Annotated in this window: 10 protein-coding genes; 4 read left to right on the top strand and 6 right to left on the bottom strand. The window is 71.9% G+C overall.

Annotated features, from left to right (window positions below; genetic code table 11):
- Window positions 1–73: 73 nt before the first annotated feature.
- Complete coding sequence (locus ASF89_RS09600) at window positions 74–1,363, top strand: glycosyltransferase 87 family protein (protein ID WP_082489911.1); 1,290 nt, start codon at window positions 74–76, stop codon at window positions 1,361–1,363.
- Window positions 1,360–1,686, top strand: a complete 327-nt coding sequence (locus ASF89_RS09595; RefSeq protein WP_055796581.1) for a thiamine-binding protein — start codon at window positions 1,360–1,362, stop codon at window positions 1,684–1,686. Before ASF89_RS09600 ends, ASF89_RS09595 begins: the two co-directional genes overlap by 4 nt.
- 20 nt (window positions 1,687–1,706) lie before the next feature.
- On the opposite strand, the gene ASF89_RS09590 is transcribed toward ASF89_RS09595, so the two are convergent.
- The gene (locus ASF89_RS09590) at window positions 1,707–2,981 is read right to left on the bottom strand and encodes a hypothetical protein (RefSeq protein ID WP_055814132.1); all 1,275 of its coding nucleotides are present in this window, start codon (window positions 2,979–2,981) and stop codon (window positions 1,707–1,709) included.
- A 372-nt stretch (window positions 2,982–3,353) separates the two neighbouring features.
- Here ASF89_RS09590 and ASF89_RS09585 point away from each other — a divergent pair, with 372 nt between their 5' ends.
- On the top strand, window positions 3,354–4,640 hold the full coding sequence (locus ASF89_RS09585) for an MFS transporter (RefSeq protein ID WP_055796588.1): 1,287 nt from the start codon (window positions 3,354–3,356) through the stop codon (window positions 4,638–4,640).
- Window positions 4,641–4,730: 90 nt separating this feature from the next.
- Here the strand turns inward: ASF89_RS09585 and ASF89_RS09580 are convergent, their stop codons facing one another.
- The 5 genes from ASF89_RS09580 to ASF89_RS09560 form a co-directional block, all read right to left on the bottom strand.
- The gene (locus ASF89_RS09580) at window positions 4,731–5,408 is read right to left on the bottom strand and encodes a response regulator transcription factor (protein ID WP_156357320.1); all 678 of its coding nucleotides are present in this window, start codon (window positions 5,406–5,408) and stop codon (window positions 4,731–4,733) included.
- A gap of 82 nt (window positions 5,409–5,490) precedes the next feature.
- Window positions 5,491–6,741 (bottom strand): hypothetical protein, encoded by a 1,251-nt coding sequence (locus tag ASF89_RS09575; protein ID WP_055814130.1) that lies wholly within the window; start codon window positions 6,739–6,741, stop codon window positions 5,491–5,493.
- Entirely contained in the window at window positions 6,738–7,895 is a 1,158-nt protein-coding gene (locus ASF89_RS09570; RefSeq protein WP_055796595.1) for a sensor histidine kinase, read from the bottom strand. Before ASF89_RS09570 ends, ASF89_RS09575 begins: the two co-directional genes overlap by 4 nt.
- A gap of 99 nt (window positions 7,896–7,994) precedes the next feature.
- The gene (locus tag ASF89_RS09565; RefSeq protein WP_055796598.1) at window positions 7,995–9,203 is read right to left on the bottom strand and encodes a homoserine O-acetyltransferase; all 1,209 of its coding nucleotides are present in this window, start codon (window positions 9,201–9,203) and stop codon (window positions 7,995–7,997) included.
- Between the two features lie 73 nt (window positions 9,204–9,276).
- A complete protein-coding gene (locus ASF89_RS09560; RefSeq protein ID WP_055796601.1) occupies window positions 9,277–10,608 on the bottom strand; it encodes a bifunctional o-acetylhomoserine/o-acetylserine sulfhydrylase in 1,332 nt (443 codons plus the stop codon).
- Window positions 10,609–10,796: 188 nt separating this feature from the next.
- Between ASF89_RS09560 and ASF89_RS09555 the strand changes: the two genes are divergently transcribed.
- Entirely contained in the window at window positions 10,797–11,585 is a 789-nt protein-coding gene (locus ASF89_RS09555; protein ID WP_055814127.1) for an SDR family oxidoreductase, read from the top strand.
- Window positions 11,586–12,137 lie beyond the last annotated feature (552 nt).

Genomic DNA, 12,137 nt, shown 5'->3' with positions numbered 1-12,137 from the left:
CGAGGATATCGGCGACCGGCGACACCGCCGAGCCGTGAGGCGCCGTGTGACGCACGACGGCTAGCCTGACGGGATGACCGTCGCCGCGCCTCCCGAGATCGTCGCGGCGCGGACGCCCCTCGGCCGGCGGCTCGTCGTGGTCGGGCGGCGACGCGAGATCCTCTGGATCGCCTTCGCCGTCGTGCACCTCGTCGTCGCCTGGATCGCCCTGGTCGGGCCCGACCAGTCGCTCGGCGACGTCCGGACCGTCTACCGGTCGTGGATGGACCAGGCCGTGTCGGGCGGCGACCGGGTCGGGATCGACGTCGCCTGGGTCTACCCCCTGCTCGCGGCCGTCCCGATGCTCGTCGCGCGGCTCGGCGGCGCCGCGGACTACGCGACCGTGTGGCTCGTCGTCGTCGTCGCCCTCGACGCGGTCGCCTTCGCCGTCATCACGCGGCGACGGACGCCCTCGACGACGACGGCCGCCTGGTGGTGGCTGCTGTTCGTCGCGGCGCTCGGTCCCATCGCCCTCGGGCGAATCGACGCGGTGACCGTGGCGCTGGCCCTGATCGGCGTGCTGCTCGTCGCCGAGCGGCCCGTGGCGGCTTCCGTCGTGCTGACGATCGCGGCCTGGGTGAAGGTGTGGCCCGCGGCCCTCGTGGGCGCGGCCGTGCTCGCCTCGCGGCGCTGGCCGGCGATCGTCGTCGCCGCCGTCGCGACCACGGCCGCCGTCGTCGCCGTCTCGCTGGCGCTCGGCAGCGGCGCCACCGTGCTCGGCTTCATCGGACAGCAGGCGGGCCGGGGGCTGCAGATCGAATCGCCGGCCGCGACGCCGTGGCTCTGGCGGGCCGCCGCCGGCGTGACGGGCACGGCTGTCTACTACGACCAGCAGATCCTGACCTTCCAGGTGCAGGGCGACGGCGTGGGTCTCGCCGCCCGGGCGACGACCGTCGTGATGGCGGTGGTGGTCGGAGGCGTGGTGCTGCTCGGTCTGCGGGCGCGACTGGCGGGTGCGGCCGCCCCGCACCTCCTCGGCCCACTGGCCCTGGCGCTGACGACCGCCCTGATCGTCACGAACAAGGTCGGCTCGCCCCAGTTCGTGTCGTGGCTGGCCGTGCCCGTGGTCGTCGGACTCGTCGCGTCGCGCACCGGCGGGCCGTCGTTCCGGGTCCCGGCGGGGCTCGCCCTGGGCATCGCTGCGCTGACCCAGCTGATCTACCCGTGGTTCTACGACGACCTGCTGCGGGTCGAGCCGTGGATGCTCGTCGTCATCACCCTGCGGAACCTCGGCGAGGTCGTTCTGCTCGTCGTCGGCTGCATCATGCTCTGGCGTCTCGGGGGAGTGCGCCGCGGCCCGGCCGCTGACAGGATGAGCGCATGATCGTCGCCTTCTCCCTCTCACCCAGCGGCGGCGCCCCCGCCGGAGACCTCGACCCCGACGCCCACGGCGACTCGGTGCACGCCGCGGTGGCCGCCGCCGTGCGCGTCGTCCGGGACTCCGGGCTGCCGAACCGCACCTCGTCCATGTTCACCGAGATCGAGGGCGAGTGGGACGAGGTCATGGCCGTCGTCAAGGAGGCCGCGGAGGCGGTGGGCGCGTTCGGCAGCCGGGTCTCGCTGGTGCTCAAGGCCGACATCCGACCCGGGCGCACGGGTGAGCTCACGGGCAAGGTCGAACGCCTCGAACGGGCCCTCGACGCCTGAGCCGAACGCCCCGGGCGGTGTCACTGCCCGTAGTTGCGCCCGTACGACCGGTCGACCGACGCGTTCGCCGGGCGCACCGTGTCGTTCTTGACCGAACCGGTCAGGGGCAGGGCGTAGGTCACGGCGACGTTGCTCGCCTTCGTGATCTGACCGGCACCCGGATCGGTGTAGTACGGATACCGGTACCCGGCGATGTAGTTGTACTTCGCCAGGTTCCTGGCCGGCTGCGCGATGCGGTACGTCTTGATGCCGCCGCTGTTGTACTGCTCGCCCTGCGGGGCGCCGATGACGTTGCGCCAGAGCACGACGCCCTCGGCCTTCAGCCCGATCGTCACGCCGCTGCCCGCGTAGAGGAGCGTGTTGTAGCGGATGGCCACGTCGCGCGGGCTCTCGTTCGGGTCGCTGCTGCCGGCCGCCTTGATGTTCGCGCCGCGGGGTGCTCCCCAGATGAGATTGCGCTCGACGAGGCCGTTCGACGACCAGATCGACGCGAGCAGGTACAGGTTGTGGTCGGTGCCGAGGACGTCCTGACCCTTGTTCTCGTGGATCACGTTGCCGACGACCGTCCAGTCGTGCGGCGCCGCGGCGACCCGCGCTGCGGTGCTCGTGCCCGAGGGGGCCTCGGTCGTCACCATGACGTTCGCGGTGCGCCTCGACCCCGAGACGTCGTTGCCGCGGAACGTCCAGCCCGTGCCGCCGGCGAAGGTGACGAGACCGTACGTGTTCGACTTCGCCGCGTCGTACGTGAAGCGGAGACCCCAGACCAGCCAGTGGTCGGCCCCCGTGAAGACGAAGCGCCCAGCGACGACGGCGCGCTCGCCGGGGGCGTTCTGGATCACGATCGGCTTCGAGGCGCTGCCGCCCTTGCCGTTGTTGCTCACGGACTCGGTGTAGGTGCCGCCCCGCACGACCACGACGTCGCCGGGCTGCACCAGGAGCATCGCCATCTGCAGCGAGCGGACGGGGTTCGAGTAGTTCGCCGCCGGGCACTGCTTCCTCACCCAGTCGGTCGAGGCCGCGTTGCCGATGCAGTACGAGCGCTTGTACGGCTCGACGTGGCCGTCGGGGTAGCGCAGGTCGATGTAGTCGCGCCCGGTCGTCGAGACCCAGATCGTCGTGCCGCCCGCGGCCGGCGTCTTGAGCGACGTCGACCCGGTCGGGTGGGCGGTGGCCGCGACGGTGGCGGCCTCCGCGGGAGCAGGTGCGGACGCGACGGGCGCCACGACGGCGACGGTGGCGACCAGCGAGGCCGCGGCGAGGACGGTCGCGAGGCGACGCAGGGGAGAAGGGCGCAAGACAGGGCTCTTTCGTGCGGTGAGCGCGGGTGAGTCGCTCGATGTCGGACAAAAGGCCCCGGGTACGGCCGGGGTCCACCCTAGGCGAGACCCGGCGGCCTGACCACGCTCCCGGGGAATCGCATCCTCCGGCCGTTCCGTCGGGGACCAGCCGTCCACGGCTTCCGCCGCGCCTCCTGACGTCCGTCGCGGGGCTGTCACCGCGCCTCCCGAGGTCGTAAGCTCGTCGGTGGTCCCGCGCCGATCGAATCGATTCGGTCCGAGGCCCGCAGGAGGTGCGGTCCGCCTCCGACGCACCATCCCGGCCCGTTCGACGGAGAGCCCCGGGCACCCGCCGCCCGACACCCTCCACCCCAGCGAAGGCAGCCGCCCGTGAACACCCTCTCAACCCGTCGCAAGACGTTCGCCCTCATCGCCCTGGCGCTCGGCGGCTTCGGCATCGGCTCGACCGAGTTCGTCGCCATGGGGCTGCTGCCCAACATCGCCCAGGATCTGCTGCCGGGCCTCTACGCCCAGTCGTCCGAGGAGGGCATCGCGCGCGCCGGCTGGCTCGTCAGCGCCTACGCCCTGGGCGTCGTCGTCGGGGCCCCGACCATCGCGGCCATGTCGTCGCACCTGCCGAAGAAGAAGCTGCTGATGGGGTTGCTCGGGCTCTTCGTGCTCGGCACGGTGCTCTCGGCCGTGCTGCCGTCGTTCGGCTGGGTGCTCGGCGCCCGCTTCTTCGCGGGGCTGCCGCACGGCGCCTACTTCGGCATCGCCTCGATCGTCGCGGCCACGATCATGGGGCCGGGCAACCGCGGCAAGGGCGTCGCGCTCGTGCTCAGCGGTCTGACGATCGCCAACGTGATCGGCGTGCCCACCATCACCGCCCTCGGTCAGGCGCAGGGCTGGCGCGTGGCCTACCTCGCCGTCGCGGCCATCTTCGCCCTCACCTTCGTCGCCGTCGCGCTCGCCGTCCCGCGTCTCGAGGGCGACTCGTCCGCATCGATGCGCCGTGAGCTCAGCGCGTTCCGGAAGCCCCAGGTCTGGCTCGTCATGGGCATCGGCGCCATCGGCTTCGGCGGCTTCTTCGCCGTCTACAGCTACATCGCGAACGCGGTCACCGAGGGGGCCGGCGTCGACGAGGGCGTCGTCCCGTGGGTGCTCGTCGGGGTCGGCGTCGGCATGACGATCGGCAACGTGATCGGCGGATGGGCCGCCGACAAGAACCTCAAGGCCGCCCTCACCGTCGGCTTCATCGGTCTCATCGCCGCGCTCGTCGCCTACGCCCTGCTCGTCGACGGCATCGTCGGCATCTTCGCGACGACGTTCCTGCTCGGTCTCGTCAGCTCGATGATCGGCCCGTCCGTGCAGTCGCGCCTGATGGAGGTCGCGGGCGAGAGCCAGGTCATCGGCGCCGCGCTCAACCACTCGTCGATGAACCTCGGCAACAGCGCCGGCGCCTACCTCGGCGGCGCCGTCATCGCGGCCGGCTTCGGCTTCGCAGCCCCCGGCTGGGTCGGCGTGGCCCTCGCCCTCGCCGGTGTCGTGCTCACGGTCATCAGCTTCCGTCTGCAGAAGACGGGCGACGCGCGCCAGGCGGCGCTCTGCGCGGCCGCCGCCGAGGCGGACCACAAGGAGGACACCGACACCGGGTCGGTGTTCATCACCCAGGGCTGAGGCGCCCGGGCCGGGGTGAGCCCCGGCCGGAGACGACCGAGGAGGCGCGGGTCGGGTGACCCGCGCCTCCTCGGCTCGTCCGTGACGCGGCTAGAAGCTGGTCTGCGCCGGGAGGTCCGTCTGCAGCAGGATGCCGTCCTGGATGGCGCGCTTCCGGAGGGCGACCTTCGTGCCGACGTCGTAACCGGCCACCCGGTACTTCTCGCGGATGCGCTTGAGGTAGCTCTTGGCGGTCTCTTCGCTGATGCCGAGCTGGTACGCCACGGCCTTGACCGGCTCGCCGCCGCCGTAGAGGGCCATGACGCGGCGCTCCTGGGCGCTGAGCTTCGGCACGCCGCCGATCTCGGCGGCGTTGAGGGCGAGGTCGAGCTCGGCCGAGATGTAGGACTCGCCCTGCGACGCCGATCGGATAGCCTCGACGATCATCTCGGCGTCCTCGCTCTTGACGAGGTAGCCGAGCGCGCCCGCGGCCAGCGCCTCGCGCACGACGTTGGGTTCGGAGTACGTGCTCATCAGCACCGTCTTGACCCCGGTGGTCTTCAGCGTGTTGATCTTCAGCGAGATGGGGATGCTGTCTTTGAGGTCGAGGTCGAGCAGGACGACGTCGACGGGGAACTCGGGGTGCGTCAGCAGCTCGGGCCACGACGCGACGGCCGCCACCACCGAGATGTCGCTCGCGGCGCCGCGGATCCACTCGCTGAGGGCGCCGAGGAGCATCTTGTGGTCGTCGACCAGGGCCAGACGGATGCGATCGTCGGAGTTCGTCACGGGGTCCTTCTTTCTTCGAGCGTGCCCATCATGCTAGATGCCGTGAGGGTGGGGGGACCGCTTCGCCGAGCGGCCAGGCCGATCACGTCTCGGCCGGGTTGTCGACGAGGCACGAGACCTGCAGGCGGACGCTCTGCTCGTGCGTCGAGACGGTGTACTCGCCCACCCGCTCGAGGACGTTCCAGGTGGCGGGGGTGACCCTGTTCCGCCGGATCCCCGTGGTGGTGATGAGCACCGGCACCTCGACGCTGCGACCGGCGAGCGACTGGCCGGCGGCCGTGACCGGACCGAGACCGAGCGTGATGGTCGTGCCCGGGCTCCGGCTCTTCGAGTCGCCGAGCAGCAGCCAGACGGCCTGCAGGAGCCCGTCGCGCTGCGGGGGAGCGAGGAGGCCCGCCAGCGACGACGGGTCGGCGAGGGTCACCGAGCGGCCGAGGTACTCGGACTCGGTGACGGCGTGGTGCAGCCACGTCTCGCGACGACCCTCGATGAGATGCAGCCGCAGCTCGGTGGCGAGCGACGCCGCCTGCGACGCGACCTTCGGCGCGAGGGGCAGCGGCACCTCGCCCCCGGCCACCCCGTCGAGGAGCTTCTCGGCCGCGAGGTCGAGCCGGGCCAGCTCGTCGCTGGCGAGCATGCCCACGGCGAAACGGGGTTGCGACACGTTGCTCTGCACCAGCACGCGGTCGAGCTCGACCTGGACCATGCGGCGGAACCGCTGCAGGACGACGGTCGCCACCGCGCTCGGCAGCACCGCGAGCGAGATCACGGCGATCTGCTGGGGCCCCGACGCCGAGGTGATCGGCGTCGTGGCGAGCGTCATGACGACGAACGCCGCGAGGAGCACGATCGTCGCGGCGACGATCTCGCGGGCCGGTCGGAGCGTCACGACCGGCAGCAGACCGAAGCCGACGGCGACGCTGGCCGTGGCGTAGGCCCCGACGTCGTGCAGCGGTGCGATGGCGATGAAGTCGAGGGCGACGACGAGGGCCAGGATGACCGCGATGGCCGCGAACATCCACCCGGTCAGCCGTTGGCCCCGGATGGTGACGAGGGCCGTCGTGACGACGAAGACCGCGATGTAGAGGAGCCACGCGGCCAGCGCGGGGGCGACCGCGGGGTAGTCCTCGAGGTGGCTGAAGAAGAAGATGAGTCCGTAGACGGCCTGGAGACCCGCGACCACGGCGGCGCCGATGCCCAGATAGCCCGTGCCGAGGGTCGCACCCGCGGCACGAGCCTGTCGCAGCGAGCGGGCGCCCGTCGAGCCGATCGGCAGCCCGCGCGCGGCGCGCCGCCCGCGGGTGACGCCCAGCGTGTTCTCGTCGACGTTCATCGCGGCGCCTCCAGCACGACGGTGGTCCCCGATCCGGGCGACGAGAAGAGGCGGGCGCTGCCGCCGACCTCGCGCAGTCGTCCGACGACGGACTCCTTGAAGCCCAGGCGCTCCTCGCTCACCCCGTCGAGGTCGAAGCCGACCCCGGCGTCCGTGACCATGGCCCGCACCATGCTGTCGTCGTGGATGATCGTGACGTGCGCCTCGGTGACCCCGGCGTGCCGGCGGACGTTCTCGAGGCACTCGGCCAGGGCGAGCAGGAACGCGTCGAGCACGTGGGTGGGCAGCAGCACCTGACCGGTGCCGTGCCAGCTGACCTCGAGACCCATCCGGCCGAAGCGCTGCTTGACGGACTCCAGCGTCTGGCCGAGCGGGGACTCCTCGACGGTCTCGAGCGAGTAGTCGCCGGAGGCCTGCGGCTGAGGGGTCCCGCCGAGGCGGAGGTGTCGGAGCAGTCGGGCGTCCTCCGCCGCCTGCGCCTGCAGCGCCTGAGGGGTGACCCCGACGCCGGAGTGCGCGAGGAGGGTCAGCGTCGCGAGGACGGTGTCGTGCAGCAGCCGGGCGCCCTGGCGTCGCTGCGCCTCGGTCTCGCTGGCCTGGCGTTCGGCGCGATGGGCGTTGCCGATGCTGTAGATGCGTCGCGCGGCCAGCGGGACGCTGCGACCCAGCCAGACGCCCATGACGAAGATGAGCGCCCAGCCGAGCACGACGGACGCGACGGGGAAGGTGAGGAGCGAGCCCGTCGTCCAGGCCACGAGCGACACGGCGACCACGAAGGCGACCGCGGCGATGACGACCCGGATGCGGCTCGACGAGAGGACGATGCAGAACGAGGCCGTGGCCCCGCCCACGAGGGGGATCACCGCGGTGGCGAGGGCTGGGTCGGTCGGATCGCCCGAGGGGAGGAGGGCCACCAGGCTGACGGCGATGCCGGAGCCGAGACCGATCAGCACCCACGACGGCGTCGACGCCCGTCCGACCATCCACAGCGCGACGATCAGGAGGGCCGCGAGGGGCACGATCGCCGCCAGGTGCAGCGGTTCCGTCACCCCCGGAATGGCCAGGGAGACGAGGGAGACGAGCGCGCACGGGATGCCGAGCGCCCGCGCCGCACGGCCGAGCAACCGGTCACGCTCCTGCGCGAAGATGTCCATGCGGATCCCAGGTGTGCATCGGATGTCGTCCATCCTGTCGGTTGACAGCAGACCCCATGCTTTCACACAGGACCCCCCGGCGGGGGACGTACGCGCCGTTCAGTCGTCCAGCAGCCGACGCAGGTGCCCGCCGACGGCCTCGTTCTCGATCAGGAAGCCGTCGTGGCCGAACTCGCTCGCGATGACCGCCGGCTCGTGACCGTCGATCCCGCCGGCGAGATGACGGGCGATGAGGCGCTGATCGGACACCGGGAACAGCCGGTCGCTGTCGATGCCCAGGACGAGGGTGCGCGCGGTGACCCGGTCGAGCGCCGCCGCGACGCCGCCCCGGTCGCGGCCGACGTCGTGCGAGTTCATCGCGCCGAGCAGGGTCGCGTAGCTGCCGGCATCGAATCGCCGGGTGAACTTGTTGCCGTGGAAGTCCAGGTAGCTCTCCACCTGGAACCGCCCCGGCCCGCCGAGCGGCGAGATGTCGCTCTGCCAGCTCCGTCCGAACCGGGCGTTGAGCTCGTCGGGCGACCGGTAGTTCAGCAGCGCCATGCGGCGGGCCAGCGCGAGCCCGCGATACGGCCCCTCACCGTCCGGTGCGTCGTAGAAGTCGCCGTCGTTCCACGCGGCGTCCATCCGGATCGCCTCGTGCTGCACGGTGTTGAGCGCGATCTGGTCGGCGCTCGCGACCGGCGGAGCGGCGAGCACCCCGAGACGGGCGACGCGCTCGGGGTGGGTGACGCCCCATTCGAGCGCGTGCATCCCGCCCATCGATCCGCCGACGACGGCCGCCCACCGGTCGATGCCGAGGTGGTCGGAGAACGCCGTCTGGGCGGCGACCTGGTCGCGGATGGTCAGGTGCGGGAACCTCGACCCCCACTCGACCGCGTCGGGCGCGATCGACGCGGGGCCCGTGCTGCCCTGGCAGCCGCCCAGCATGTTCGGCGCCACGACATGCCAGCGGTCGGTGTCGATCGCGAGGCCCGGCCCGACGACGCCGTTCCACCAGCCGGCGGTCGGGTGACCGGGCCCCGAGACGCCCCGCACGTGGCTGTCGCCCGTCAGGGCGTGCAGCAGCAGGACGGCGTTGCCACGATCAGCGTCGAGCTCGCCCCACGTCTCGTAGGCGATGCGGGGTCGGGGGATGACGACGCCGCTCTCGAGCGCGAGGTCGTCGAGCGCGACGAACCGCCGGTCGCCCGGGTCGTCGCCGTCGCGCCAGGCGCCCGTGACCGGCGGTCGGCCGAGCATCGCGAGACGCGTGCGCTCGCTGACGACGCTCGACGGGACGGTGTCCTCGGGTGTGGTCTGCCAGTCCATGGGTCCCCATCCTGGTGGAGCCGAGGAGGCGCGGTGCGATTGTTACCGCACCGCGCCTCCTCGTCCTCCCGGCTCAGCTGCTGCGGAGCGACTCGCGGGTGACGGCCTGCGCGGCCGCGAAGCCCGCCTCGAGGTCGGACTTCAGATCGTCGATGTTCTCGAGGCCGACCGACAGCCGGACCAGACCCGGGGTGACGCCCGTCGTCAGCTGCTGCTCGGGGGTGAGCTGCGAGTGCGTGGTCGAGGCGGGGTGGATCACGAGACTGCGGACGTCGCCGATGTTGGCGAGGTGGCTGAACAGGCTCAGCCCGTCGACGAGCGCCCGGCCGGCGTCGACGCCGCCCTTGAGCTCGAACGAGAGCACGGCGCCGACGCCCTTCGGGGCGTACTTGTTGGCGGCGGCGTACCACGGGCTGGTCGGCAGACCCGCGTAGTACACGGCGGCGACGTCGGAGCGGGCGTCCAGCCACTCCGCGATCTCCTGCGCGTTCTGGACGTGACGCTCGATCCGCAGGCTGAGGGTCTCGATGCCCTGGATGAGCGAGAACGCCGTGTCGGGGCTGTTCGAGGCGCCGAGATCGCGCAGCAGCTGCACGCGCGCCTTGATGATGTAGGCCAGGGGGTCGCCGACCGCCTGGGTGTACACGGCGCCGTGATACGACGGGTCGGGCGTCGTCAGGCCCGGGAACCGCTCGGCGTTGTCCGACCAGGCGAAGGCGCCGCCGTCGACGATGAACCCGCCGATGACCGTCCCGTGCCCGCCGAGGAACTTCGTCGCCGAGTGCACGACGATGTCGGCGCCGTGCTCGAGGGGGCGGATGAGGTACGGGGTCGCGATCGTGTTGTCGACGATCAGCGGGACGCCCTCGGAGTGCGCGACCCCCGAGACCGTCTCGATGTCGAGGATGTTGATCTTCGGGTTTCCGATCGTCTCGGCGAAGAACAGCTTGGTCTCGGGCCGGACGGCGCGACGCCACTCGTCGGGGTCGTCCTGGTTCTCGACGAACGTCGTCTCGATGCCGAGCTTCGCGAGCGTGTACTTGAAGAGGTTGTACGTGCCGCCGTAGATCGACGACGACGACACGATGTGGTCGCCGGCCTGCGCGATGTTCAGCACCGCGAACGTCGACGCCGCCTGACCCGACGCGACGAGCAGGGCCCCGGTGCCGCCTTCGAGCGCGGCGATCCGCTGCTCGACGACGTCGTGGGTCGGGTTCATGATCCGCGAGTAGATGTTGCCGTTCTCGGCGAGCGCGAAGAGGTCCTGCGCGTGCTGGGCGTCGCGGAAGACGTACGACGTCGTCTTGTAGATCGGCGTCGCGCGGGCGTGCGTGGTGGGGTCGGGCTGCGCCCCCGCGTGGATCTGCCGGGTCTCGAACTTCCAGGCGGACGTGTCGTCGCTCATGCTGTGCTCCTGCGGTCGGGGTCTGCGGCGGCCGATCGGCCGGACTGCGATGCGGCAACGCTACGGAAGGGCCGTGGGGCTGTCCACGCGACGGACACGCGGCGTAACCGGGCGCGCTAGCGTCGACGGGGTGCCGGGACGACCGGCGGCCGGTCGGCGGGCGCCGACTCGACGACGAGGAGCAGTGGATGACGAAGCGTGTCGTGGTGACAGGGGCCAGCTCGGGGATCGGGGCGGCGACGGTCCGTCTGTTCCGCCGGCGGGGCTGGGACGTGATCGCCGTCGCCCGACGGGAGGACCGCCTCCGCGAGCTCGCCGCCGAGACCGGGGCGACCTGGTTCCGGGCCGACGTCACGGTGGACGCCGACGTCGCCGCGCTCCGCGAGCACGTCGAGTCGACCGGGGTGCTCGACGCGCTGGTGAACAACGCGGGCGGCGCCTTCGGCCTGGACAGCGTCGAGGCGGGCTCGATCGAGGACTGGCAGCGCATGTTCGACGTCAACGTGCTCGGCACGAAGCGCGCGGTGTCGGCGCTCCTGCCGTCGCTCCGTCGCGGCGCGGACCACGCGAGGACCGGAGGGGGACCGGGAGGCGCGGACATCGTCACGGTGACGTCGATCGCCGGTCATGTCGCCTACGAGAACGGCGGCGGATACAACGCCTCGAAGTTCGCGGAGCACGCCCTGGTGGCCGTGCTGCGCCTCGAGCTGTCCGGTGAGCCGATCCGGGTCGTGGAGATCGCCCCCGGCATGGTGCACACGGAGGAGTTCTCCGTGAACCGCTTCGCGGGCGATCAGGATCGGGCCGACGCGGTCTACCGCGACGTCGAGGGGCCGCTCGTCGCCGACGACGTGGCGGAGGCCATCGTCCATGCGGTCGAGCTGCCGTCGCACGTCAACCTCGATCTCGTCACGGTCAAGCCCGTGGCCCAGGCCGCGCCCCACAAGGTCGCCAAGGGAGTGCTCCATACGCGCTGAGCGCCGGCCGCTCCCGGCGGCCGACTCGCCGGACGGGTGATTCGCGGACCATCCGGCGGGTCACCCGCCCGCCCCAGAAGAGGGGGCAGAGCCGGCGGCGCCGCCGTGAGGAGCACCCCCGTCCGGGGGTGATGCGACCCCCGGACGGGGGTCGTCCTCGACCGGCATGTCCTCCCTCTGGGGGACCGATCGGCCGGTAAGTGAGTACCAGTCAGTTTTTTTCGGGGGACAAGCCCGGAGCGGAGGACGGCCGGGCGGGCGCCGTCCGATCGACTCGGAAGCGCCGGCACGCGGCGGCTCCGCAGAGGGAGCAGTCGCTCCCACGGCGGTAATGCTCGTGGGCCTCGCGGGTGTGGCCGCAGACGCAGAGCGTGCTGTCCTCCGTGACGCTGCGCCCCATGGCTGCCCTCCCGAGCTCGGTCCGAGGGGCTGTCGTGCGACGGCGCCTCGAGGTCTCGTCGACTGTACCGAAGAGCCGGCTGAGGGGTCCGATGTCCCCCGGCCAGGGCCGCTCTTCGGGGGACACGGGCGACCGGGCCCCTCCGGCGGGCG

The sequence above is a fragment of the Frigoribacterium sp. Leaf172 genome (assembly GCF_001424285.1).
Lineage (GTDB): Bacteria > Actinomycetota > Actinomycetes > Actinomycetales > Microbacteriaceae > Frigoribacterium.
The sequence above is the reverse complement of the archived record's forward strand: the minus strand, read 5'-3'. Positions and strand labels throughout refer to the sequence as shown.